We start from the raw sequence: 25,869 nt of genomic DNA on the forward strand, positions 1-25,869 counted from the left end.
ACCGAAAATAAGATTATAGAAAAAAGAGCTGCCATAATAGAAGCTCTTTTTTTTCGTTATATAGCTGAGTAGATAAGTAACTATTTATTGACAGCAATAATTTACAGACGTATTTATTCTTGCCGAAGGAATAAAAGGTCTTCTTGTAAAATAGTTATTTTTGTATTATTCAACATGATGGATTCTACTACATATTGTACTTATAAAAAATAATGAATAGGTTTGTGATTTGATGTTTCACAGAGCCTTAAATAAAAGTAAACGGTATTCATTGGGACGTTTTTATTGTCTTTTTATCTTATTCTGTATAGCTATAAGCTCTTATGCCCAGAATGTCACAGGAATTGTATGTGACAGTCTGAATCGTGAAGCCATTGGCTATGCTTCAGTGCGTATACTCGATATAAAAGACAGTACTTATATTAAGGGAGCTGTCACTTCTTCAAACGGAAAATTTACAATCAATCAATCTAAAGGAGATTATATAATTGATATCTCCTATATGACAAATACCCGATACACAAAACAAATCAGGCTCGAAGACAAACAGACTCTTGATCTCGGAACTATTTATCTCGGAGAAGCCAGTTATATGCTGGGTGAGGCTGTAGTTGTAGCACCGGTTCCAGACATTGTTGTTAAGGGAGATACCATAGAATATAATGCTGACGCATATAGGGTGGGAGAGGATGCTCTCCTTCTCGACTTAGTGAGAAAGATGCCCGGTATTGATATTAGTTCCGATGGAAAACTGATGGCTAATGGAAAGATCATCTCAAAGATACTTATCGATGGTAAAGAGTTCTTTGGTAATGACATTGATCTGGCATTGAAAAACCTACCTGCGTCGATGATCAATAAGCTTCAATTATTTAAGGAACAATCAGAAATGTCGAGAGTGACAGGCTTTAATGATGGTAATGCAGAACAGGTGTTGAACTTGACGGTTAAAGAAGCTTTGAAGCAGAGTATATTTGGAGAGGGGCGGTCAGGCTATGGTAGTAATGGACGATATTCCAATAAACTGAATGCTCATTATATGTTAGATGATAATCAGTATTCTCTTATTGCAAATTATAAAAATATAACGGACGATTTTGAGTATAGCGGTTCTTCCAGTCAATACGATGGTATTACTAAAAACGCTGAAGTTGGTTTTAACTTTAATGCATTAAGAAGTGATAAACTGAATGTTGGCGGTAATTTGCATTATGACAATAATAATAATGTATTTGAAATGGATAGTAATACTAAGACTTTTATCGAAACCGGTAATAGACTTAGCACCCAATCGTCAGCCACTCAAAGTATAAAAAGGGATCTTTCTCTTGGTTTGAATATGAAATGGACTCCGGACTCATTAACTACTATTTATGCCCGGATGAATGTGAATACAGGTACAAGTGACGATATAAGGCACAGTACAAATTTTTCTTATGTTCAGGGTTTGCAGGATACAACTTCAGGATGGACTGATTATAAAACGAGTGGTGATACCCATAACCTCAATGCCTCAATTATATTCGGACGAAAGTTGAATAGTGCAGGCCGAACCATAAGTGCCAGCTTGAACGGAGCTACCAGAGGAGGACGGAGTTATGGTACCAACTACTCTCCTGTCTTTTATCAGGCATCAAATAAGACCACAGTTATCGATCAGGAACTTTCTATTGATAATACGGGAAACAACTGGGGTTTTATGGTCTCCTATGTAGAGCCCATAACCAAGCATAACTCAGTAAAGGTAGCCTATACCTATCGGCGCGATTATTCGGACAGAAACAGGCTTACATTCAGGAGGGATGGCGAAGGTGAATATACGATTGTGGATACAGCCTTTACCCGAAAAACGACTTCGGACTATACAACTCAAAGAATAAATGTAGGATTCCAGTCAGCAATGGACAAATATGAGTACAATATTGGTTTCAATGTCGATCCCTCAGTATCTTCTTCAAAAACAACGATGCAGGATTCTATTATCGAAAATCAGAAACAAAGTGTAGTTAATTTTTCTCCCACATTTAAATTTACATACACACCTAAGAATAATATAACTTTCGATTTTGATTATTATGGGGCGACAGAGCAGCCTACACTGAAACAGATTTCGTCTGATACAATTGTAATAGATGCCTTAAACCGTACATATGGAAATTTGGATTTAAAGCCGAGTTTCGACAATACTTTTAGTATGTATTTTCAGAAATCGAATTATGAGAAGGGATCTTTTTTTATGATTACCGGTGGAGGTAATTATATTTTCAATAAAATAGTAGATTATACTACCATTGACGAATTCGGAAACGTAGAATCATCGTATAGAAATGTTACCGGAAACTGGGGTCTGAATGGTGGAATAATGTTTAATACTCCATTGAGAAATAAAAAGTTTACAATCGATAATAGCTCTTTCGGTTATTTTGTTCGAAATATAGGATATTCAAATAGTGTGAAGAGTATAACCTATAATCTGACAATGAGTGAATCGTTTTCGATAAGCTATCGCTCGGATAAGTTTGATCAGCGTTTACAGGCTAATATATCATATAATATAACAAGGAACAACCTTCCTAACCAAGAAGGGATGAATACGTCTAATTACGGGCTTAAATCATCTACCTTATGGAAGCTGCCTTATGATTTTGCAATCCAGAATGAAATAAGTTTCACCTATAATAAAGGATACGCTGAAAATTTTCAGAAATCAGAAGTGTTGTGGAATCTTTCTGTCGCGAAACAGTTCCTAAAGAAGAAACAAGCCACGGCTAAGTTCCAATGTTATGATATATTAGACGATCGTAATAACCTGATGCGTGTTGTTTCCGGAAATTATATATCAGATACAAGGACTAATATGATTGGTCAATATTTTATGTTTAGTTTTGGATATCGATTTAATATTACCAATAAACCTGCTCGAAACGTTTCGGAAACGCAAGGTGCAGATGATTATAATTAATTATAATCCAGGATTAAGATAATTCTAAAAAAACGGGTACTAATTTTATAATTAGTACCCGTTTTTTGTTTTTGCTGCTTCTTGAAACAGGTACATAAAAAAGCGGGATGTAAAATATATAGATATAGTGTGTAAATAAATTTTACATACAGTGAAACTTTCGGTTTGTGTTTAGTTGTTGTTTTTCAGTGTTTTATGTTTTTTGGCATGCCTTTGGCTTAATATATAGTAGAAACGTAAACAAAAAACAATATAAAATAAAACATTATGAAAGCAACAATTATCACATTGGCAGCACTAGCATTATTATCAATCGGGAATGTATTTGGAAAGGATCAGTTATATAAAAGTGTAGAAACGAATAACGAGGCTCATTCTATGATAACTACTATTTGTAAGGGTGTAAATGAAAAATACTTGTCACCAATGAAGCGCTATATTGTAACTTCTGACTTGAATGGTAATCCTGTTGAAAAGGCAATTTATGTATGGAATGATGATAGTGGAAGGTGGGAAGCTTTTCAAAAATATAATTATGATTATGCTATGGATGGCCAACTTCTTTCTCTTGCTTTTACCGAATGGGATAAAACTGCTGATTCATGGGGTGAGAGCGTGCAATATGCTATGCTTATCAATAATAAATCAGAAGATATAAACTTCTTAAGTATTGAGTTAATAGATTCGAACTTAAACCCGAAACAAAACTTTAATTAATCAATGCAATCGAATATTAAAATTAATATTCTTAAAGTTGTAACCAAAGATACTTATCGTTCGTCTTATTATTATAACACCAAAATTAGTAAATAAATAGCATAATGAAAACAACAATTATAACAACAGCAGTCGCAATTTTATTATCAATAACAGCTCCTGTTTTAGGAAGTGATAAATTATATAAAAATGTAGTTGGAGATAAAGAATCGGGTGTAGTTACCACTACAGTATGTAAAAGTTCCAGTAATGGCAGTTTGACTCCGCTAAAACAAACTGTATTCTATTATAATTCTGATAAAAGTCTAAAAGAAAGAACTTCATATAAATGGGATTCGAATACACAAGAATGGGTTTTAGTTGGACAACACAGATATGAATATAATTCCGAAAGTAAATTAATGAATATATCCTATCTGTGTTGGAATAAAACTACCAAATCATGGCATAAAGATGTTCGGTATGCTATGTATGTGTATGATGCGAATAATATTGACCATCCTGTGAAATATTTATCTGTGAATGCGAATTAAACGAAATAGTATCAATAAGCATCAAAATTATAAGATAATGAAAACAATTATAGCCCTTTTTATAGCCCTTTTTATAGCCGTATTCTTTTTATCAACAGGAAACTCTTTCGCAAAGGGTAATGATAAATTGTACAATAATGTAATCGTGAATAAAGAAAAGCAAACAGTAACTACAACTATCTGTAGAGGACAAGATGATATGAATTTGGTCCCCTTAACACAGCATGTTCTTAAAAACGATATAGCAGGAAAGCCTCTCGAAAGGATTTCTTACAAGTGGGATGCTCGTAAAAAAAGATGGATTGCAGTTCAGAAATACACCTATGAATATCATAATAATGGGCACTTAGCTACTATTTATTATTCCGAATGGAATAAGTCAACCAAATCGTGGGGTGGCGATATCCAATATGCAACGTATGTATATGGTTCGAATGATAACCTTACATCTGTTCTGGGAACTAATCGGATTGAAAATTTCGATTTAAGTTTGAAGTAATTTTAGCAGACTAAAAAAAACAAACCCTCAGATAAACTAGTTTATCTGAGGGTTTGTTTTGTGATATAGATATACCTGTTAAGTATATTATATGGCTCAAAGCTGAATATTACAGTTTTTTGAATGCTTGATCTAAATCGGCTTTAATATCTTCTATGTTTTCGATTCCAACAGAAATACGTAACAAACCGGGGATTGCACCTGTTGCGATTTTATCTTTTTCGTCAAGTTGTTCGTGAGTAGTTGCAGCCGGATGTATGATTAACGATTTGGCATCTCCCACATTGGCTAGATGGCTTATTAGCTCAAGACTGTTGATCAGTTTATCGGCTTTTTCGGCACCACCTTTTATTTTAAAAGATAATACACCTCCAAAACCTTTCTTCAAATATCTTTTAGCAAGTTCGTGATATTTGCTGCTTTTCAATCCCGGATAATTCACATATTCCACTTGTGGATGTTTTTCGAGCCACTCGGCAATGTTAAGAGCATTCTCAACATGGCGATCAACACGTAACGAAAGCGTTTCGAGTCCTTGTATCAATAGCCATGAATTTAGAGGGCTGATTGTATTTCCCCAATCACGTAAGCCTTCTACGCGGGCACGTATGATAAATGCAATATTTCCGAATGGGCTGTTAGCACCAAAAGTATCCCAGAATACCAATCCGTGATAACTATCCGATGGTTCTGTAAATTCGGGGAATTTACCATTACCCCAATTAAATTTTCCACTATCGATAATTACACCACCTAGCGAAGTACCGTGTCCGCCAATCCATTTGGTCGCACTCTCAACAACGATAGTCGCTCCGTGCTCCAATGGACGGAACAAATATCCGCCTGCACCGAAAGTATTATCTACAATCAAAGGAATATTATGTTTATCTGCAACAGCAGCTATAGCTTCGAAATCGGGAATGTTTAGATCGGGATTTCCGATTGTCTCCAGATAAATCGCTTTTGTTTTGCTGTCGATTAATTTTTCGAACTCTTGTGGAGTGTCATCCGGAGTAAACTTTACTTCAACCCCTAAACGCTTAAATTGGTTTTTGAATTGATTATATGTACCTCCATAAAGATGCGAAGTAGATACAAAATTATCTCCTGCCGATACGATATTATTCAGAGCAATAAATTGAGCCGATTGACCCGATGAAGTTGCCAGAGCAGCTATACCTCCTTCAAGAGCAGCAATACGTTTTTCAAAAACATCGGTGGTTGGATTCATCAAGCGAGTATAGATGTTTCCGAATTTTCTTAATCCGAATAAGTCTGCACCATCTTGTGCATCTTCAAACACATAAGAACTTGTTTGATAAATGGGTACTGCACGTGAGTGAGTTGTGGGATCTACTTCTTGTCCGGCATGTACTTGTAGGGTTTCAAATTTATAATTGCTCATAACTCTTTAATGTTTAATGAAGGGGTGAAAAATAGAGAGCTATTTATACATAGCTCTCGGATATAACTTAATAAGACACTTTATTGATTGCAATCAAAGGTCACAGACCTTTTTTATTATAATGGATATTCTTCGAAAGAATAAAGAACTGTCGATAAGTAACGCTCTCCTGTATCGGGAAGTATTACGACAATGTTTTTACCTTTATTTTCAGGGCGTTTAGCTAATTCGGTTGCGGCGTGTACTGCTGCACCACATGATATACCAACCAATAAACCTTCTTCGCGTGCTAAGATTCTACTGGTAAGAATAGCATCGTCGTTCTTAACCTGGATAACCTCGTCCACTACCGATGCCTCGTAAGTTTTAGGGATAAAGCCTGCACCTATTCCCTGTATTTTGTGAGGCCCCGGTTTGCCACCCGATAATACAGGTGAGTCTATCGGTTCTACAGCTACAATCTTAACATTCGGATTGCGTTTTTTCAATACTTCACCTACACCGCTTACAGTACCACCTGTTCCCACTCCGGCAACAAATATATCGACCTGCCCGTCGGTATCTCTCCAGATTTCTTCGGCAGTAGTCGTACGGTGAATAGCAGGGTTAGCCGGGTTTTCGAATTGTTGAAGTATAATTCCGTTAGGTGTACTTTCTTTCAATTCTACAGCTTTTGCAATAGCTCCCTTCATTCCTTCAGGTCCCGGAGTCAAAACTATATTTGCACCTAAAGCTTTCAATAAATTTCTACGCTCGATACTCATCGTTTCGGGCATCGTCAGAGTCAGTTTATATCCCTTTGCTGCAGCAACAAAAGCTAAACCTATCCCTGTATTTCCACTCGTCGGCTCTATGATAACACTGTCAGCCTTTAATATTCCTTTTTCTTCGGCATCTGTGATCATTGCAAATGCAATACGATCTTTTACACTTGATGCGGGATTAAAATATTCTAACTTTGCAATGATTTTTGCATCGATATGGTGATTTTTCTCGTAATTTGATAGTTCTAATAAAGGAGTGTTACCTATAAGATCAGTAAGTTTTTTTGCTATTTTAGTCATGACCAATATATTTTTTTGTTTTATTATTAATTAATACAAAAATACGAGCTTAAAATCATTTATAAAATACCATAAATGGGGTATTTTTGTGTAATCGAAAGATACGAAATATTTAGAAGTATCTAATGCTATATGATCAGCAATTTTTAAGGAACATTAGTGTCTTTCTTGACAACAAAACAGGTGGTTTATATGTTTCTTATCAAGCATAAGTTTTATTTATTATTATATATACGCAATTTATGGAAATTTCTCAATTGTACGAAATATTCAAACAATATCCGTCAATAACTACTGATACTCGTAATTGTGCCAAGGATTCTATATTCTTTGCATTAAAAGGTGCTAATTTTAATGGCAATCAATATGCGAAAAAAGCATTGGATCTGGGTTGTAAATTTGCAATTGTAGATGAAGCCGAATTTGCCGATGAATCTCAGAATATCTTTTTAGTAGATGATTGTTTGACTACATTACAACAATTAGCAAGCTTTCACCGAAGCAAATTATCGATACCCGTAATTGGTGTAACCGGTACTAACGGTAAAACAACCTCTAAGGAATTAATTACAGCAGTGCTTTCTCAGGAATTTAATGTACTGTCTACCCATGGTAACCTTAATAATCATATTGGTGTGCCCTTGACTCTTTTGAAAATGACTAAGGCTCATGAAATTGCGGTCATTGAAATGGGTGCTAATCACGTGGGTGAAATAAAAGTGTTGGTTGAAATAGCAAAACCGAACTATGGTCTTATTACAAACGTTGGGCATGCACATATCGAAGGGTTCGGCTCGTTTGAGAATATTATCAAAGCGAAAGGTGAGCTTTATGATTTTTTGAGAGGACAGAAGAACAGCAAAATATTTATTGATAACGATAATCCGTATCTGAAAAATATATCTGAAGGAATAGCTACTATAAGTTATGGTAACGACGAATCGCTATTTGTTTGCGGTAGAGCGGTGGCGAATGATCCCTACTTGAGTTTTGTATGGAAATTCTCGAAAAATGATCATCTCGTACAAACGAACTTGATAGGGGAGTATAATCTTTCGAATGCTTTAGCCGCAGTAGCAATAGGTAAGTATTTCGGTGTGAAAACAGCTAAAATATGTAAAGCTATTGAAGAGTATGTGCCGACTAATAATCGCTCTCAGTTGAAAAAGACCAATAAGAATACATTGATTATAGATGCTTACAATGCCAATCCGACAAGTATGAGTGCTGCTTTGCAGAATTTTACGAAGATGGATGTTCCCAATAAAACCCTTATTTTAGGAGATATGCTCGAATTGGGAAGCGATAGCATTGCAGAACATCAGAAAGTAGTTGATTTGATTGTGTCAAATGATATTGATAAAGCTTTTCTGGTGGGTGATCATTTTTCAAAAACAAAGACATCCTATCCCTGTTTTACGTCATTAGATGACTTTTCGAAATTTCTGAAAGAGAACCCGATGGAAAATCGCTATATACTAATTAAAGGATCCAGAGGTCTACAATTAGAAAAATGTGTAGATTTGTTGTGATTTTTTAATTGTAAAAACATAAAAACAAGGTCTGCGACCTTAAATATCTCAAATGAAGAAGTTCTTAATCCTTAGTATTCTTGCTGTTTCTGTTTTATTTCCATCTCAATTGTTAGCGTGGGGCATGACCGGTCATAGGGTTGTAGCTCAAATAGCCGATCAAAATATCAAATCGGGTACACGTAAGAAAATTAATAAATTGTTGGATAATATGCCGATTGCCTATTGGGCAAACTGGCCTGACTTTATAAAATCGGATACAACAGGAGAGTACGATCATACGGGAATCTGGCATTATGTGAATGCTCCCGGAAATTTGCCAAAAGAAGATTTTATAGCGTATATCAAAAATATTAAGCAGGATAATGTCTATAGTGAGATACCTAAATTGGAACGCATTATATCTGATAATGTATCATCGGTAGAACAAAAAAGAATTGCGCTTTATTTCTTGGTACACCTTATGGGTGATGCTCACCAACCAATGCACGTAGGTCGTGAGGATGATTTAGGAGGCAACCGTATCTCTGTATTATGGTTCAATGACAAAAGTAACCTTCATTCGGTTTGGGACGGAAAGCTGATTGACTACATGAAGTATAGCTATACTGAATATGCTAATCTTCTGAATACTATATCGAAAGAAAAAAAGACAACTTTGCAAGCCGGTACTTTAGAGGATTGGTTGTATGAATCTCACTGTCTGGCTAATGAAATTTATTCGTCAGTAAATAACGAAGACAGGCTGTCATATGATTATGCTTATAAATATACCGATGTTGTAGAACTTCAATTGCAACGTGGAGGTTTGCGTTTAGCTGTAATTTTAGATCAGATATTTCAATAAAGAAATAATCATTATAAATGAATTAAATATCGACAGTATTCTCATAGAATGAGAAGATTGTCGATATTTTGTTGTATCTTTGCAGCCTCAAAAATTAGGTATGCAAAATATTAGAAATATCGCGATTATCGCACACGTTGACCACGGCAAGACTACAACGGTAGATAAATTATTACTTGCTGGGCAGCTTTTCAGAGACAATCAAACTGCGGGTGAATTAATTCTAGACAATAACGACTTGGAGCGAGAAAGAGGAATTACTATTCTTTCTAAGAACGTTTCGATAAATTATAAAGGAACAAAAATCAACATTATTGATACTCCTGGTCACGCTGACTTTGGGGGAGAAGTAGAACGAGTATTGAACATGGCCGATGGCTGTTTACTATTGGTTGACGCCTTTGAAGGTCCAATGCCTCAAACTCGATTTGTGCTTCAAAAAGCAATTGAAATCGGCTTGAAGCCTATTGTTGTAATAAACAAAGTTGATAAACCCAACTGTCGTCCTGATGAAGTGCACGAAATGGTTTTCGATCTAATGTTTAGCTTAGATGCTACAGAAGAGCAACTTGATTTTCCTACAATCTACGGTTCAGCTAAAAATGGCTGGATGTCGAATGATTGGAAAACTCCGGCTGAAGACTTTACTGCATTGCTTGATGCTATTGTAGAGCATATTCCTGCTCCCGAAATTCTACAGGGAACACCTCAAATGTTGATTACATCACTTGATTATTCAAAATATGTAGGTCGTATTGCAATCGGACGTGTACATCGTGGCGAAATAAAAGAAAACATGGATGTTTCTTTATGTAAGCGTGATGGCACGATTGTAAAATCTAAAATCAAAGAACTTAATATCTTTGAAGGTTTAGGTAGAGCTAAAGTTTCGTCTGTACAATGTGGTGATATTTGTGCATTGATTGGTATCGAAGGTTTCGAAATTGGTGATTCTATTGCAGATATTACTAATCCCGAACCTCTTGAACCGATTGATATCGATGAGCCAACAATGTCGATGTTGTTTACTATAAACGACTCTCCATTCTTTGGTAAAGACGGTAAATTCGTTACATCTCGTCATATATATGAGCGATTGATGAAAGAATTGGACAAGAATCTTGCTTTACGTGTAGAACCTACCGAAACTACAGACTCATGGATCGTTTTTGGTCGTGGAGTATTGCACTTATCTGTATTGATCGAAACAATGCGTCGTGAAGGATATGAGCTTCAGGTTGGACAACCTAAGGTTATTATCAAAGAAATTGATGGCGTGAAATGCGAACCGATCGAACAACTTACAATAAATCTTCCAGAGGAGTATTCAAGTAAAATTATCGACCTTGTAACTCGTCGTCGTGGTGAGTTGACAATGATGGAATCGAAAAACGGAAGAGTATTCTTAGAATTTACAATACCTTCGAGAGGAATTATCGGTATCAGTAATGCTGCTTTGACTCTTTCGGCAGGAGAAGCTGTTATTGCTCACCGTTTCTTGGAATTCCAACCTTGGAAAGGAGATATTGAAAAACGTCAAAATGGTTCTATCATTGCAAGTGAATCGGGTAATGCTTTTGCTTATGCCCTAGATAAACTACAGGATAGAGGGCGTTTCTTCATCGAAGCTCAAACCGATATTTATATGGGTCAGATCGTAGGAGAACACTCAAAAGAAGGCGACTTAGTTGTGAACTTGACTAAATCGAAGAAATTGACCAACGTACGTGCTTCAGGAACTGATGATAAAGCGAAACTTGTTCCGGCTATTATCTTTAGTTTAGAAGAATCTCTAGAATATATCAAAGAAGACGAATATGTAGAGGTAACTCCATCTGCAACACGTTTGCGTAAGATATATTTGGATGAGAATGAACGTAAACGTTTCACTAGAAAATAAGAAGATTTTAATCTGATATATAAAAGCCTCTGAAATTATTTATTTCAGAGGCTTTTACTTCTTATATCATCGATGAAAATGAATATGTCAAAAAATGCCGCAGTATTTACAAATTATATAAATTGGATTAACTTTGTAACCTTCTCGAGAATGTAATAAAAGAGACCTAGTATTATGAGAAAAACTGTATTATCGCTCCTCCTTATTTTATTTGTGGTTAACGTATTCGCACAAAACAATGTGAATGTTGATAACTATCGTTTCAACTATACTTATCGGGCATTGCCAACGAAGCCTCAGATACCCCTGTTTTTTTATTACAGTGTATATATTAATATGCCTAATAGTGTTGCTCAGGTTGTTGATGTAGATATGTTGTATGATCAGCTTATTATTGAAGGGCAACGCCGAACCGATGAAATTAAGCAGGGCGATGTATCTGTAAATTTAGATATGGGTTTTGTTGAGATCGTTAGTAGTGATGTAAAAGAAAGAGAAGGCGATTCGAAAGATAAGGACTCACAGAAACGAGGTAAGGAAAAGGATAATAAATATTATTCTATGGTGATAACTTATACCTTTGAATCTAAAGTTGTTGTAGCTAAAAATGGGAAAAATATAGATTATTATCCTTTATATAATCGAATTAATAAGCTGACTTTTCAGACAAGGGAATATAGTTCACGCAGGGATTTATCGGAGTACTGGAAAAATAATAGAGAGAATCTGAGAGAGGCCTTTACCCGAGAACTGGTTGCTGCCTCTGTTAGCAGAGCTGCTGCAAGGATTACTTCATTGTATGGGTTTCCTACAACTAAGGCATCAGATATAATAAAAACGATTAATGAAAAAAAGCATCCCGAGAATATTCCTTTCAGGGCAGCAAGTGACAATTTGAAGTTGAAGCTGGAAACAATAAATGCTTATACTCCGCTGTTAGAAGATGATGTTACGGATTTGATCGATTATTATGAGGGTATTCTTAAAAGATATACCGATCCAAAGTTGAATGCTGATATCAGATTGCGTTATGCTGCTTTATACAATTTGTGCAAAATATATTTATATCTGGAGCAGCCTGAAAATGTAAAACAGTATGCTGACTTAATTCTTGAGAATGGATATGATAAAGGGGATTGTAAGAAAATGAATGAAGCAGCTCAAAAGCTCGAATTACTGTTTAATTCTTCTGATAGGATTAAAACAAGGCATTTTGATCCTGATACTTTTTTTGAAGACTAATTTTTAAATCTATATAAAAACAAAGGCTGATTGTAGAAATACAATCAGCCTTTGTTTTTATTGTTAATCAGTTAAGCAATTATTTCTTATCTGTTTTACCACCACCTGAATTACCGGTAGGACGTGCTATTGAATCACGCATATCAGTATCAGCTTGAATGTTTTGCATTTTGTAATAGTCCATTACACCTAAATTTCCACTGCGAAGGGCTTCTGCCATAGCGATTGGGATTTGTGCTTCTGCTTCTATTACTTTTGCTCGTGCTTCCTGAGCTTTCGCTTTCATTTCTTGTTCAAGAGCAACAGCCATCGAGCGGCGTTCTTCGGCTCTTGCTTGAGCAATGTTTTTATCAGCTTGAGCTTGGTCGATCTGAAGTACTGCACCAATATTCTTACCTATGTCGATATCTGCGATATCAATAGACAGAATTTCGAATGCTGTACCTGCATCCAAACCTTTCTTAAGAACCAGCTTAGAGATAGAATCAGGATTTTCCAGCACTGATTTATGACTTTCGGATGAGCCGATAGACGACACAATACCTTCGCCTACACGAGCCAAGATTGTTTCCTCACCTGCACCACCGACTAGCTGTTTGATGTTGGCACGCACCGTTACACGGGCTTTAGCGATCAATTGGATACCATCCTTTGCAACCGCAGTTACAGGAGGTGTGTCGATTACTTTCGGATTTACCGACATTTGTACTGCTTGTAATACATCACGTCCGGCAAGGTCAATGGCTGTTGCCATTTGAAACGACAGATCGATATTTGCTTTAGAAGCAGAAACAAGTGCATGAACTACTTTTTCGACGTGTCCGCCGGCAAGGAAGTGAGCCTCCAGTTCGTCACGTGTAATGTTTTTCAGACCGGCTTTGTGGGCTTCGATCATGGCATATACAATGGTGCGGGGTGGTACTCTACGCAATCTCATCAGGAATAACTGAACGAGAGATATACGCACACCTGCCGAAAGGGCATTGATCCATAGAAAGAATGGAACATAGTAGAAAAAAATGAGTAGAAGTATAATTGCTGCTACTGCAATTGCAACTACGAGAATTGGCATAATTATTAATTTATTAGTTAATACTTGTTTGATTTTCGCTTTTAGGTACGGTTTGTACCATAACACTTGATTGTTCTATTTTTACGATTTGGATGTCTTCTCCTTCGTCAATAAATTCACCCGTAATCGATTTCACTTCTACAATGTATTGGCTGTCGAATTCGGCTTTCCCGATTGGATTAAGACGAGATAGAGTAACTCCGATTTGTCCTGTTTGAAGCTGTCTGATCTCTGTTTGATCTACCGTTGCTTCAATGTCTGTTTTTAGAGCAATATGATTCAGAGCATTCGATTTCATGATGAATATAAAAGCCGCTACCGTAATTATCACATTTGCTGCAATAGTTATATAACCGGCAGTTTCTCCCATGTAGTAAAAGGCGTATGCAATGCTACCTATTAGCATAACTCCCCCTGCAATACCCGCTATTGTAATACCCGGTAAGAGAAAAACTTCTGCAAGGAAAAGCCCGACTCCCAGTAGGATTAAAAAGGTAATAATTATAATTTCGATTGCCATTTAATTTAAAGTGCTATGAGTGTATGTGGTTATTTCAAATTCTTAATTTCTTCATTGCGAGCCTTAATCTCCAATTCTTGAACCTCTTTGTAGAGTTGGGCTTGTCTGGTCTCCAAATTCTGGATTATACTAGCCAGGCTTGAACGTTGGTTACCCGAAACTGTGATATACTCGGTTCTTTTATCCTCCAACTCTTTTTCCGTAGAAACGAGGGCTTTTCTTTTCTCATTGGCCTCGAAATATAAATTGCGGGCACTCGCGCTTTTGAAATCAGTATAAGCGTTGTAAGTATATCTGTCATTGATTACAAACGTAAAGTCTGCCACTTTTTTTGCGGCTACCACTGCTTCTTTTCGAGCATTTGCAATCAGAGTCGAATAATTCTTTCCTGGCTTCCATGTGCTTTTGATAGATGCAATCTTAGCTCTGTTTTCTTTATATATTTCGTCATCGCTTTCTATTAAAGTAACTTCTTCGTTAGGAATAAAGGTGTAAACACAAACCAGTCCTTCGGGTTGAAAACGGTCTGTTGCAAACCATCCGATACCTTTTTCTTCATCAAATACATAGAGATAATCATTGGCTGTTGAATTGAACGGCATGTTAAGCAGTTCAGGTGTCAGATAAGTATCGTTATTCAGATTGTATCTGGTTACATAAATATCATAGCCTCCTAATCCGTTTTCGTCCTCACCTGCAAAATAGATAGTCGATCCGTCTGTTAATACAAACGGATAATTGGTATTTCCTGTAAGCCCTAGATTATTATTTGATATTTTTTTCTCATTGCCATATCCGTTTAGGAGTTTATCCATTGAGAATAAGCTTATCTTGTCATTTGCTGGTTGTCCGAAATATATTTTAGAACCTTTTCCATTTGTGTAAACGGTAGATTCTATTTTTCTATTTGCTTCAAAAACATCATTAAATGCAGATAATGATCCTGCATCGGGCGAGAGTTTGTAAGCGGATAAAAAGGCATCTTTGTTCACAATCAAACTATCGATGATCTGTATATCTTCGGTTCTTGATATGGCTCTCTGCAATTTTTCGAGATATTGGTTCCGATTGGCAAGAGTAGTCTCCTTTTCTTTTGGTCGTGCTTTTGCATATCGGTCATATTGTGCTTTTGCTTCACTTACCCTGTATTGGTTCACGTAAATATCGCCAAGATACAGATATGATTCGGGTAAATTCCTTTTTGAAGCAGTCAGTAGATATTCTTCTGCTAATTTTATATTACCTCCTGTTTCAAAGATACATACGCCCGTCCATAAGTTGAGGAACGGATCAGTCGGTTTGCTGCTTAGCTCTCTTTCAAATACAGGTAAGGCTTTTGAAAACTCACCGTTCTTATAATCAATTTTAGCTTGAGACAAATCGTTCTTTGTTTGAGCTGTAATTGTCAAACAAAAACATAACGATAGTATAAAACTAATGTATTTCATCTATTACAATCTATTAAATAACATTTAAAAATTCAAGCTATATTGTATAATTATAGCTATCTCTGATTGTCTTTTACCAAAGCAATAAAATGGCTTAAGACGTAAAGTGCAAAAATATATCCTTATCTTTCTAATTGAAAATATTCAGATTATATTATCGGTAAAATTAATACACTAATCACGAATAACCTCAGATAACCAAAGATAAAAATAATATGCGAATGTTGTAGTGTTTGACTTTAATTTTAGGATGAATGAGTATTATTATATGCCGAATGTTTTGATTTTGTTTTTAAGGTTCTATTTTTGTGAAAATTTAAGGTCTTAGACCTTTCTTGCTATTCGATAATAGCAGTAGTTACAGAATTGCGATCAATCTGAAATGTATTCAATACATAGTATCATTTACTAATAAAACGGTATGCCCAAGATATTTCATTTGTCAAAAGCCGGAGCTCGATTGTTGTATAAAGTACGGCATCATAAGGGGCATGGTATACATTCACCATTTGTTTTTAACTTTATAACCAAAGTAATTGAAGAAAAAACTCAATACCATGCGTATGATGATGTTCGTAATTATCTGAGTCATTTTCCCGATTTATCTTTTCGGGAGAATAAGACACATCGTCTGCTTCTTAAAATTGTTAATTATTTCAATATAAAGAAAATCGTTGAGTTGGGAGGCGGTACGGGAATTAATACTTTGTACATGACAGTGACTGCGTCGGATATAGAATGTTTAAGCGTAGAATTGTCACCTTTAAAATTCAGTAAAGCGCAAATGCTTTATAATGAGTGGAATCGAAACATATTACAATCAAATGAGCCGTTTCCACTTATAAACGAAAAAAAAGATTGTATCTTCGTTGATCTGAAAAACTACAAGGTGTCTCATAATGAGATGGTTACTTATTTGATGTCTTTGATACACAAAGATTCTGTAATTATTATTGATGGAATCCGAACAAATCGAAAGCTACAAACGTTATGGAAAATGTTAGTTCAGCAAGATGATACAGTAGTGTCTCTGGATTTGTTCCATCTTGGGATATTATTTTTTGATAAAAAGTATTATAAACGCAATTATAAGTTAAGTTTTTAAGGATAAGGTCTGCGACCTTTTTGTTACTTTGGTAAATATGATGATTACAGCTGTTTACCATAGAATCTCGAAAAAGATATTTAATATTACTGATTGATGAAAAAAAGTTTAGTATATACAAAAACGGGGGATAAGGGAACTACTGCTTTGGTTGGAGGGATGAGAGTTCCTAAATCGCATGTTAGATTAGATGCCTATGGTACTATTGATGAGTTAAATTCATTTTTAGGATTGCTTATTTGTGAGATCAAGGAAGAAGACATTCTGAAAATCCTTTCCTTTATACAGAACAAGTTATTTACTGTAGGGTCGTATTTAGCTACAGAGACCGAGGCTATTTCGCCTAAAGCAGCAAGTATTATAACAGAGGAAAATATTTCGTTACTCGAAAACGAAATGGATCGTATGGATAGCGAGTTACCTTCTCTGCGACAATTTGTATTGCCCGGAGGAAGCGAAGCCGCAGCACGTGCTCATATTTGCCGTACCGTAGCACGCCGTGCGGAGCGTTGTATTTATAAGGTGAAGTCTGATTATCCTGTAGAGGACAATATTCTGAAATTTGTAAACCGTTTGTCTGATTATTTTTTTATATTAGCAAGAAGAGAGTGTAACAAGAATGGGAAGGATATTTTTTGGGATACGACTTGTTCCTAACAAATATTCTGTTATTTTTGCCGCAAATAAGAATTTAAAAGAACTATAATAAATACATTATCTATGTACTGGACTCTAGAATTAGCATCGAAGTTAGAAGATGCACCATGGCCTGCTACTAAGGACGAGTTGATTGATTATGCTCAACGCTCGGGTGCGCCGTTAGAAGTTATAGAAAACCTTCAGGAGTTGGAAGATGAGGGCGAAATTTTTGATACCATCGAAGATATTTGGCCTGATTACCCAAGTAAAGAAGACTTTTTCTTTAACGAGGATGAATATTAACTCTAAGAAGGAGTAAAACGCTTTAAAGAGAAGCAGATATAAAGGAGATTAGGGTAACAAAAAATTGCCCTAATCTCTTTTTTATATGTCTAAATTTGACCTTAATCTTTTTCTATACTTCTCATTTTCTATTCGAAAGTTGTGTTTTTTATAATTTTTCATCACAAATGTGTTAACACTCTTGTTCTTTTTGACAGGACTCTGTATTTATTGTAATTTTGTATTTAACATGTTTTTAACGAAAAAGAGATACTCTTTTTAAGGTTTTGCTATAACACATTAATTGCATATTCTACTATTTTCCCTTTACTTTATATTAAAGTTTATCTGGTTTAGACCTTATTATCTACTCTTTTACTAATACATTCATGTGATTTTTTTTTATATATAAAACAAACTAACAAAATTCCGGATATAATATCTTTCCTAAAACTGGCTAGCATTTGCAATTCCTTATGGTATTATATCCTATTATTAATTATTTATACACACAACGTTATGAAAAAAATTCCGTTATTTATGTTATTACTGATCATCGCCTTATTGGCTTCTTGTTCAGATGAATCGAGATCCGATTCGGAAATTGATGTCGGATCTACCGGGTCGAAGAGAAGCTATGTATTTGCATACAAACAGGATGCGGATGAGGCTAAACTAGAAACAAGAGCTGGTGTATTGACGAGTAGACGTTGGACTAATGGACAAACAATTCGGATTAAATTTTTAAATGGGAGTGCTGCCGCCCAAGCTAAAGTGAAAGAGGTTGCAGATACGTGGCTGAATTATGCTAACCTAACCTTTGAGTATGTTAATGCTTCGGAAAATGCAGATGTTAAAGTTGCTTTTCAGTGGGAGAATGATCATATCACATGGTCGAAAATAGGAACAGACTCTAAAGCTGTTTCGCAAACAAAGCCTTCGGTGAATTTAATGTTGTATAATCAGAATGATATTGACGAGATCAATTCTGACGATTTTTCAGCAAGTATACTTCGTGAGTTTGGTCATGTGCTGGGCTTAATATATGAACATCAAGGTCCTGATGCAAGTATTAATTGGGATGAGAACCGAGTTGTAAATTATTTCAAAGCTCAAGGCTGGAGCTTAAATCAAATCGATATGGTGTTTGATTCCTATAATAAGAAGCAAACAAACTATACTGAGTTTGACGGTGAATCTATTATGTTACTTTACTTTCCTGATTTCTTGACTACAGATGGAAAAGGCACTAAATGGAATACTAAACTATCCGAAACAGATAAGCAGTTTATAAGCACAGTCTATCCGGGAAAAGCTCCTGTTACACCGGTTTTGCCGATGACTGTTGCATTGCAATATACTCAGAATGGAGGATCGACCTACTTTCCTTATACCGGAGTGCGTATTGGGGAGTATTACTGGGTAAATAATAACTTTTATCACGAAGTACCTAGAAATGGTAACAATCTGGAGGGATGGGAAAACGATTATCCTATCACACAAGCACGATTAGATAAATACTTACCCTGTGCCCGTCTTGATGTATCTCAATATCAAATTAATATTGCTGATTTCAAGAAATATTATGGTATCTACTATAATAGACAAAGTGTTGATTATATGACTACAAAAGGTAAAGTGTATGAGGGAGAAGATCGTAAGCTGACAAGTTGGGGACTGCCTGCGGCGGCAGATTATCAACAATTGTTTGCCATGTGTCCTTTTTCCACAGATCAGCATACAGCCCTGAATGAGCGCGATGTTCGTTTTGCCTTAAGTGCAAAAGCCGGAGATAACCCTTTAGCTTTTAATATATCTGATCCTAATAATGGACCATACAAGACCTACTGGTTTTTGACAGGAAACAATATTAATATTTATAATTTTAATATGATGCCGGGCGGAGCGAAGTTAAATGGATCAGGTACTTGGACAAATGGGGTTGATGATCCTCATTCTGGTAATGTAGGTGATATCTATCATTTATTCTATACAGTAGGATTTCATACAAAAGAGTCTAACATCTATATACACGATTTTCTGGATACACGTAATTCATTCAGTTACCATTGGTATAATGTACGCTGGTGCCGTCAGTTAACTGATGTCGAGTTAGGATATAAATTGTATATAAATACAGCTAAAACAGATATTAAGAAATTGGGTGTGTATGATGCAGTACCTTCCGGATATATTGAATTGGCAAAAGGATATTTAAGAGGGTTTTATGTGCAATACATCTTGGATAACCCTACTCCTAAATATACCATTGCCAATATTGTTGAATTTGCTAATAAAGTTGAAGATCATACACTCTAAAATAACTAAATTATGAAGAATATTCCTTTTATAATCATATTATCAATTCTAGCCTTTTTGACCTCTTGTAGTAATGAGGATGAGTCGATAGGCACAAAGCAAGACCCAAATTCGAGTTCGAAAGAAAGAAATTATGTTTTTGCTTATAAAACCAGTCCTGCATCAGGTCTGGAGACCAGAGCCGGAGTGAACAAAAGAAAACTTTGGGATAATGGAGAAACTGTCCGTGTGAAGTTCCTTAATGGTACGCCAGCCGCACAAAATAAAGTGAAAGAAGTTGCAGCGGAGTGGTCGGAGTATGCAAATATCGATTTTGAATATGTTGGAGTTGCTGATGAGGCTGACGTAAAAGTGGCGTTTCAGTGGCAAGGAGACCGGGTTACTTGGTCTTATTTAGGAACCGATTGTCTTGATGTAGATCAAGATCAGCCATCTATGAACATCATGTTGTTTAACGGTAATGATTTATCTGAGATAAATTCCGCAGATTTTGCCGCATTGATATTACGTGAATTCGGGCATGTGCTAGGTCTTATCTATGAACATCAAGGACCAGAGTCGGGGGTTGATCTGGATGTGAATAGAGTATATTCCTATTTTCGTCCTTTCGGATGGAGCGATGCTCTTATCTCGGATGTGATATTAGATACATATAGTAAGTTTCAAACCAATTATACCGAATTTGATGCGAATTCTATTATGTTATTATTCTTCCCTCCACATTTAACAACAAATGGGGTAGGCAGTAATAAATGGAATACTAAACTGTCGGATACCGATAAAGCTTTTATAGAAGAAGTTTATCCGGGAAGAAAAATATATCCCGATCCTTATGAGCGAGGACCAGTAGGATCTGTTTATATGACAATGCCTACTTATTACAGTGGTGGTTATGGAACATTAGGCTATAATTACGATACAGGCGTGGAACAAGCCGGAGGGCTTATCGAGAAAACCTACAAGACAATAGTTGTAGGAGAATATGAGTGGACAGCCGAAAATCTTAGAATTAAATACCGTAACCTATGGGGGACGCTTTATGAATTCATGAATCATTCAGAGGCAAAAATCCATGCTTTAGCTGGTGGAAACAGTTGTCCGTTACCTGCATTTGAACAAACATTTGGAACTTGGGTTACCGAGTATGGAGAGGCACGTGCTTATAGAGACAATTATAAATTCTATAAAGCAAAGAATGGCGAAGAGGTTTCAGGATTCGAACTACCTGCTACGGCAGATATATGTCAGTTATTGGGTACTGCTCCTGTGAATCCCGGCAATACAGTATATGGAAATGTTGAGACTTTTCTTTATGCATCGGATTCTGATATACCTGCGGCGGTTAAGCCTTTGGTTGATATGAAATTCTATAATAATACTTCAGGTTTGAGTATGACTCCCCTTGGATTCAAAGGAAATAATCCTGATGATAGCGGCGTTCACTATTCATTTGGCTATGGCTTTGGATTGCGTATGAAGAATTATGCAAGAATATTTGCATTCAGCCATATTTCAGGAATAAAAGTGAATACCGAACTTTATCACTTTACTCAAGCTCGCTATTGCAGAAAGTTGACCGATGCCGAATTGGGTTATAAATTATATATAGATACAACTAACGATAAGGTTTTAATGTTAGGTGTTGCTGACAACGCTAACGGTTTAGCAGAGCTGCCCAAAGGTTTAGAGCGAGGTATTGCTTTACGCTATGCGAACAAAGAGAAAAAAGTAATTACCAAGAGCTGGACTGATATAAAGAATGAAGCAGCTGAAATGAAAAAGAGCATATCAATAGAATAGGATATTATTCTTTGATGATATGTTTTACATAGTAGAAAGACTGCCTTTTGGGCGGTCTTTCTTAGTTATATATTATCTTTACTCAATTTTTTAGAAAATCGATAATGAAACAGGCATTTATTAAGTTGCATCTATCTATATTGATAGCTGGATTTACAGGAATCTTTGGCAAACTTATCTCTTTAAATGAAGGGGTATTGGTTTGGTACAGAGTTTTGATTACTTCTATCGTTTTCTATTTTATCCTATTAGCGACTAAAAAGCTCCCCCGAATATCGAGACAAGAAATTCTTAAAATTGGAGGGGTAGGGGTACTGTTGGTACTGCACTGGATTTTTTTCTATGGAAGTATCAAAGCCTCCAATGTTTCTGTTGGAGTTGTTTGTTTTTCGGCAGTCGGTTTCTTTACAGCTATGCTTGAACCTCTGATCAATCGCCACAAAGTTTCGTATAAAGAACTCCTCTTTAGTCTGGTTACTGTATGTGGTATTTTACTTATTTTTCAGTTCGATGTTCAATACCGTATGGGGATTATCTTCGGGATAATATCTTCAGCTTTTTGTGCCCTGTTTACTATCATGAACAAGAGAATTGGAGCTAACCATAACTCTTCGTCCATGTTGTTGTATGAGATGATTGGCGGCTTTGTTTTTATGAGTTGTATCTTACCGTTTTACCTTCATTTTATTCCTGTGGAGTCGCTTATTCCGAGCATACCCGATTGGATATATTTATTTCTTTTATCTACCGTATGCACCATTGGTCTATGTCTTTTGCAGATACAGGCACTGAAACATATTTCTGCTTTTACAGTCAATCTGAGCTACAACCTGGAACCGATATACAGCATAATTCTTGCCATAATAATCTTTGGTGAAGCAAAAGAGTTGACTATTACTTTCTTCATCGGATTAGGGATAATTATTCTATCGGTTCTGATGCAAATGTTTGATGTTTCACGCCAGAGAACAGGTAAAAAACTTAGTCCTTCCGAAACATAAACGATAAGATTCCTTTCATCAAATCATTTCTTTGATCTTCCTCTTCGATGACTTCAAATGGAAACCCTAAGACGCATGTCTTATAATTTGTCTGTGAAGCTATCCCTGCACTGAGGTTGTTTTCGGGATATCTGAAAATCGTATAACTGTTATCTCCCGAAGGCTCTATTGCATCAGGTGACTCTACACCATATGAAGTTGTATTCGGTCTGTTGTAAAACTCTAATTCGCCTTTGTACACAGGAAATGGAGAGGCAACGCTATTTACATTTCCTGTAGCAGATGCCCTACCTGCTTGCCATTTGTACTTTAATATGTTAGAAGCAAAATCGATATCTTCTCTTTGAGGATTTTCATTGTTCCAAAGATCCGAGCCGACAAATGCCCCACTAACCAGAATATTACCTCCCTGTTTACAGTAGTTTGTTATTTTGGATTGTAGTTCTGCCGGAAATGTTTTGAAATCGGGAACAAAGTAACCTCTCCCGATATAAGTTTGCCTTTGTTTGCCGAGAATAAGGTCTACCAATGGATAGTTGTTCAGATTTACTTGTCCATTTATCACAGCATCACGGCTGGTAGATATAAAAGAATACCCTGCTTTTACTATTGCTTTGCCATGTACATAAGGATAGTCGAATGTATTGCCTGCAACTACAGTTGTTTCGAAATCGGCATTACTGCCCCCGAAACCGGGAGTATCATTACCCATATAAGGCATATCCCTGCGGAATTCGTATTGGCTGCCTGTATAATTATATTGAGACTTATCGGGAACACCATGGTCTATGCCATCCCAAAATCCGGCGATACTATCCTGCATTGTAAAGCTTGCCGGAGCAGATATCCGATCGAATCCGTTAACGACAAGGACACTGCCTTTTTCATTCGACTTTCTGCAAACCGACAGTATTTCGGAAGGGAAACTTTCACCGCCATCATTAACGGCAGCTACCTTGAAACTATATATTTTATCTTTCTGTATCTCTATCTGAGCATTGCTGTAGGGTACAATCTCTCCATTATCAAAATCTCCATTGTCGACACGCATGTACACAACATATTTAGTTGGTTTTGCAGTCGGTTCCGTATTGTCAAGAGTCGGAATCCAATTTAAGCGTACTTTGGTATCGGTTACAAAGTCTAAGCTGAAACCTGTTACAGGAAGAGGTTGTACTACATAATCGTAGTCATATTGATGTGCCACAAATTTAAGTATTCCTTTGTATACAGATCTGCTTACCGTAAACTGAAACTGAGGATCGAGCCCGTAACGCATATCGGCGAAGTTCTGGTGCGATAACAATTCGAGCAACATAGTGGGAACTTCGGGCACACGAGCCTCACTGTAAGAGCGGTTCCATATAGGTCGGCGAGTCCAGTTGGGTTCGTAGTTCTGACGAATATCAGTAATTATTTCATCCGTAATCATATCAGCCAAATGTCGTGAAGCTAAACGAGGTTTTCCGTTTTCGAACTTTTCATCATTGATATGTGTCATACAGATTCCTAAAGTACCAATTATGGAATCGTTGGGAGTAATTCCTGCATCGGAGTGAAACGCCATTGCCAGATCAATAGGAATATTCAACCCACCTTTTTCGGGCAGTACGCTAGATCCTCCTGCAATGTAATTAACCCAAAAGCCACGGCTTTGGAAATCGTCCGAATAGTCGTTCTCTCCTGCTGTACGGCTGTAAATCGTATCGGGAACACCTGCCCACTGTAACCAGTATCTAGCTCCTTCCGTATATCGGGGGTAGTTGCTTGTTGTGGGTTGATAATTGATTTTATTCGTTTCTTTGGGAAGTGGCGATCGGGCAATATTTCCCATACCTCCGCCTATCTTAACGGCGTCAGCAGTAAGAACCCGTCCTGACTTTTGACTCTTGTTAGATAAGACTACCTTGCAGTTGTCGTTATTTCCTTCTTCGAAACTAAAGAAGCCAAGAAATATCCACGTACCTCCACCCATTGTTTGATTTATCTTAAACTCGGTTTCTCCCCCCAGATGATATACTGTGTAAAGAGCGTCGTCGGTACTGTTTTCCAGAGTTTGGTAGGAGACGTATACTCCGTATTTTCCTGTTTCGGGAATGTTGGGTATCCATTCACAAAAGCTTTCTTTACCTTTCGATATAGTTGTCGTTTGGCGGAACGTACCGGTCTTAAACGGATTCTCACCATCCTGATAAGTTCCCTTTAAATTTGCGAATCCGGGAGTTTCCCCTTCTGCCCATTTTTCTTTGCCTTTCTTCTCTTTATAAGTCGATTGGTTTCTGTTATGATCATTGTCGATGATTATCTCACGTAATTGAGTATCACGTTCGCGAGGAAGCAAAACATTTGCACCGGCATTTTCCAGCATAGGCACAAGGTATGGTAATACATAACTTTGTGTATAAAGATCTTCAACTGTTTGAAATATACGTGCCCGTTGCCATTGCCATCTGCCCAGTTTTTGCTCATAATACCAGCCATGACTTTGCCACAGGGCCAGATGATGTCCTAGCAAACCTCTGTCGGCCTCGAAAGGGCGTGATGTGTTTGTTATCAAAGGCTTGTCCAGGCGGTTTGTAAAACGGTCGTTAAGACTCGATGGTATATAGTCTTCTATCTTGTATTTATCTGTGTAGATTGCAACAGTATAATTTTTATATTCTTTGGGTAAACGTCTTTTTACTTGTGCATAAATTTCGTTCACATTCTTCTTTCTGAAAGGTATGTAAGATAACTCTACTCCCGCATACAGGTTGATTGTTTTTTTTGCGATGATAACCGAATCGATAGCGATTGCTTTTCCGGCTACTTCCTGTCGAGCAACGGAGGTCAGGTATTTACTGATATCGGCTGTTACAGCTTTGGGCAGATTTTGAGCTTTAAGTTCGTGAAAAGAGAGACACGTGATAAATATAAATAGTAGCGCTGTCGATCTGTTTATTATTTTAGAGAAGCTCATTATTTGCTGAAATTTTAATTTAA

General features: G+C 36.5%; 20 protein-coding genes. 14 read left to right on the forward strand and 6 right to left on the reverse strand.

The features are described from left to right. Positions 1–232: 232 nt before the first annotated feature. The 4 genes from G7051_RS08475 (at position 233) to G7051_RS08490 (ending at position 4,711) form a co-directional block, all read left to right on the forward strand. Positions 233–2,962, forward strand: coding sequence for an outer membrane beta-barrel protein (locus G7051_RS08475; RefSeq protein ID WP_166199557.1), 2,730 nt, complete (start codon positions 233–235; stop codon positions 2,960–2,962). A 267-nt stretch (positions 2,963–3,229) separates the two neighbouring features. Then, on the forward strand, positions 3,230–3,679 hold the full coding sequence (locus tag G7051_RS08480) for a DUF3836 domain-containing protein (RefSeq protein ID WP_166199559.1): 450 nt from the start codon (positions 3,230–3,232) through the stop codon (positions 3,677–3,679). Positions 3,680–3,783: 104 nt separating this feature from the next. Continuing rightward, a complete protein-coding gene (locus tag G7051_RS08485; protein WP_166199561.1) occupies positions 3,784–4,212 on the forward strand; it encodes a DUF3836 domain-containing protein in 429 nt (142 codons plus the stop codon). 37 nt (positions 4,213–4,249) lie between these two features. Beyond that, on the forward strand, positions 4,250–4,711 hold the full coding sequence (locus G7051_RS08490; RefSeq protein WP_166199563.1) for a DUF3836 domain-containing protein: 462 nt from the start codon (positions 4,250–4,252) through the stop codon (positions 4,709–4,711). A 109-nt stretch (positions 4,712–4,820) separates the two neighbouring features. Here the strand turns inward: G7051_RS08490 and G7051_RS08495 are convergent, their stop codons facing one another. Further along, positions 4,821–6,116 (reverse strand): O-acetylhomoserine aminocarboxypropyltransferase/cysteine synthase family protein, encoded by a 1,296-nt coding sequence (locus tag G7051_RS08495; protein ID WP_166199565.1) that lies wholly within the window; start codon positions 6,114–6,116, stop codon positions 4,821–4,823. Positions 6,117–6,232: 116 nt separating this feature from the next. Continuing rightward, complete coding sequence (gene cysK, locus G7051_RS08500; RefSeq protein WP_166199567.1) at positions 6,233–7,180, reverse strand: cysteine synthase A; 948 nt, start codon at positions 7,178–7,180, stop codon at positions 6,233–6,235. A gap of 242 nt (positions 7,181–7,422) precedes the next feature. On the opposite strand from cysK, the gene murF reads away from it, so the two are divergent. From murF to G7051_RS08520, 4 genes are all read left to right on the forward strand, one after another. Further along, positions 7,423–8,712 (forward strand): UDP-N-acetylmuramoyl-tripeptide--D-alanyl-D-alanine ligase, encoded by a 1,290-nt coding sequence (murF, locus tag G7051_RS08505; protein WP_166113706.1) that lies wholly within the window; start codon positions 7,423–7,425, stop codon positions 8,710–8,712. A 52-nt stretch (positions 8,713–8,764) separates the two neighbouring features. Then, positions 8,765–9,559, forward strand: coding sequence for a S1/P1 nuclease (locus G7051_RS08510; protein WP_166199569.1), 795 nt, complete (start codon positions 8,765–8,767; stop codon positions 9,557–9,559). 100 nt (positions 9,560–9,659) lie between these two features. Then, positions 9,660–11,459, forward strand: coding sequence for a translational GTPase TypA (typA, locus tag G7051_RS08515; protein ID WP_166113712.1), 1,800 nt, complete (start codon positions 9,660–9,662; stop codon positions 11,457–11,459). A 174-nt stretch (positions 11,460–11,633) separates the two neighbouring features. After that, positions 11,634–12,701, forward strand: coding sequence for a hypothetical protein (locus G7051_RS08520; protein ID WP_166199571.1), 1,068 nt, complete (start codon positions 11,634–11,636; stop codon positions 12,699–12,701). A 79-nt stretch (positions 12,702–12,780) separates the two neighbouring features. On the opposite strand, the gene floA is transcribed toward G7051_RS08520, so the two are convergent. The 3 genes from floA to G7051_RS08535 are packed head-to-tail and all read right to left on the reverse strand — an operon-like array spanning position 12,781 to position 15,741. Continuing rightward, positions 12,781–13,773: a flotillin-like protein FloA gene (gene floA, locus G7051_RS08525; protein ID WP_166113718.1), complete on the reverse strand. Its 993-nt coding sequence runs from the start codon at positions 13,771–13,773 to the stop codon at positions 12,781–12,783. 13 nt (positions 13,774–13,786) lie between these two features. Continuing rightward, positions 13,787–14,293, reverse strand: coding sequence for a hypothetical protein (locus tag G7051_RS08530; protein ID WP_166199572.1), 507 nt, complete (start codon positions 14,291–14,293; stop codon positions 13,787–13,789). A gap of 29 nt (positions 14,294–14,322) precedes the next feature. After that, on the reverse strand, positions 14,323–15,741 hold the full coding sequence (locus tag G7051_RS08535; RefSeq protein WP_166199574.1) for a M48 family metallopeptidase: 1,419 nt from the start codon (positions 15,739–15,741) through the stop codon (positions 14,323–14,325). Positions 15,742–16,162: 421 nt separating this feature from the next. Between G7051_RS08535 and G7051_RS08540 the strand changes: the two genes are divergently transcribed. From G7051_RS08540 to G7051_RS08565, 6 genes are all read left to right on the forward strand, one after another. Further along, positions 16,163–16,846: a class I SAM-dependent methyltransferase gene (locus tag G7051_RS08540; RefSeq protein ID WP_166199576.1), complete on the forward strand. Its 684-nt coding sequence runs from the start codon at positions 16,163–16,165 to the stop codon at positions 16,844–16,846. A gap of 96 nt (positions 16,847–16,942) precedes the next feature. Then, positions 16,943–17,503, forward strand: a complete 561-nt coding sequence (locus tag G7051_RS08545) for a cob(I)yrinic acid a,c-diamide adenosyltransferase (RefSeq protein ID WP_166199578.1) — start codon at positions 16,943–16,945, stop codon at positions 17,501–17,503. Positions 17,504–17,566: 63 nt separating this feature from the next. Then, positions 17,567–17,788, forward strand: coding sequence for a DUF2795 domain-containing protein (locus G7051_RS08550; RefSeq protein WP_026626020.1), 222 nt, complete (start codon positions 17,567–17,569; stop codon positions 17,786–17,788). A gap of 498 nt (positions 17,789–18,286) precedes the next feature. Beyond that, entirely contained in the window at positions 18,287–20,086 is a 1,800-nt protein-coding gene (locus G7051_RS08555; protein ID WP_166199580.1) for a hypothetical protein, read from the forward strand. A gap of 12 nt (positions 20,087–20,098) precedes the next feature. Continuing rightward, positions 20,099–21,886, forward strand: a complete 1,788-nt coding sequence (locus G7051_RS08560; RefSeq protein ID WP_166199582.1) for a hypothetical protein — start codon at positions 20,099–20,101, stop codon at positions 21,884–21,886. A 104-nt stretch (positions 21,887–21,990) separates the two neighbouring features. Further along, entirely contained in the window at positions 21,991–22,887 is an 897-nt protein-coding gene (locus G7051_RS08565; RefSeq protein WP_166199584.1) for a DMT family transporter, read from the forward strand. On the opposite strand, the gene G7051_RS08570 is transcribed toward G7051_RS08565, so the two are convergent. Continuing rightward, positions 22,868–25,846, reverse strand: coding sequence for a xanthan lyase (locus G7051_RS08570; protein WP_166199586.1), 2,979 nt, complete (start codon positions 25,844–25,846; stop codon positions 22,868–22,870). The two genes, G7051_RS08565 and G7051_RS08570, sit on opposite strands and share 20 nt — an antisense overlap. Positions 25,847–25,869: the final 23 nt, after the last annotated feature.

The sequence above is a fragment of the Dysgonomonas sp. HDW5B genome (genome assembly GCF_011299335.1).
GTDB lineage: Bacteria > Bacteroidota > Bacteroidia > Bacteroidales > Dysgonomonadaceae > Dysgonomonas_A.

Bases quoted from the DNA above. Each gene is read 5' to 3' on its own strand.
- floA (WP_166113718.1), bottom strand. From the start codon at position 13,773: ATGCCAATTCTCGTAGTTGCAATTGCAGTAGCAGCAATTATACTTCTA.
- G7051_RS08530 (WP_166199572.1), bottom strand. From the start codon at position 14,293: ATGGCAATCGAAATTATAATTATTACCTTTTTAATCCTACTGGGAGTC.
- G7051_RS08550 (WP_026626020.1), top strand. From the start codon at position 17,567: ATGTACTGGACTCTAGAATTAGCATCGAAGTTAGAAGATGCACCATGG.
- G7051_RS08490 (WP_166199563.1), top strand. From the start codon at position 4,250: ATGAAAACAATTATAGCCCTTTTTATAGCCCTTTTTATAGCCGTATTC.
- G7051_RS08510 (WP_166199569.1), top strand. From the start codon at position 8,765: ATGAAGAAGTTCTTAATCCTTAGTATTCTTGCTGTTTCTGTTTTATTT.
- G7051_RS08520 (WP_166199571.1), top strand. From the start codon at position 11,634: ATGAGAAAAACTGTATTATCGCTCCTCCTTATTTTATTTGTGGTTAAC.
- G7051_RS08545 (WP_166199578.1), top strand. From the start codon at position 16,943: ATGAAAAAAAGTTTAGTATATACAAAAACGGGGGATAAGGGAACTACT.
- typA (WP_166113712.1), top strand. From the start codon at position 9,660: ATGCAAAATATTAGAAATATCGCGATTATCGCACACGTTGACCACGGC.
- G7051_RS08560 (WP_166199582.1), top strand. From the start codon at position 20,099: ATGAAGAATATTCCTTTTATAATCATATTATCAATTCTAGCCTTTTTG.
- G7051_RS08565 (WP_166199584.1), top strand. From the start codon at position 21,991: ATGAAACAGGCATTTATTAAGTTGCATCTATCTATATTGATAGCTGGA.
- G7051_RS08485 (WP_166199561.1), top strand. From the start codon at position 3,784: ATGAAAACAACAATTATAACAACAGCAGTCGCAATTTTATTATCAATA.
- G7051_RS08475 (WP_166199557.1), top strand. From the start codon at position 233: ATGTTTCACAGAGCCTTAAATAAAAGTAAACGGTATTCATTGGGACGT.
- G7051_RS08480 (WP_166199559.1), top strand. From the start codon at position 3,230: ATGAAAGCAACAATTATCACATTGGCAGCACTAGCATTATTATCAATC.
- cysK (WP_166199567.1), bottom strand. From the start codon at position 7,180: ATGACTAAAATAGCAAAAAAACTTACTGATCTTATAGGTAACACTCCT.
- murF (WP_166113706.1), top strand. From the start codon at position 7,423: ATGGAAATTTCTCAATTGTACGAAATATTCAAACAATATCCGTCAATA.
- G7051_RS08540 (WP_166199576.1), top strand. From the start codon at position 16,163: ATGCCCAAGATATTTCATTTGTCAAAAGCCGGAGCTCGATTGTTGTAT.
- G7051_RS08555 (WP_166199580.1), top strand. From the start codon at position 18,287: ATGAAAAAAATTCCGTTATTTATGTTATTACTGATCATCGCCTTATTG.
- G7051_RS08535 (WP_166199574.1), bottom strand. From the start codon at position 15,741: ATGAAATACATTAGTTTTATACTATCGTTATGTTTTTGTTTGACAATT.
- G7051_RS08495 (WP_166199565.1), bottom strand. From the start codon at position 6,116: ATGAGCAATTATAAATTTGAAACCCTACAAGTACATGCCGGACAAGAA.
- G7051_RS08570 (WP_166199586.1), bottom strand. From the start codon at position 25,846: ATGAGCTTCTCTAAAATAATAAACAGATCGACAGCGCTACTATTTATA.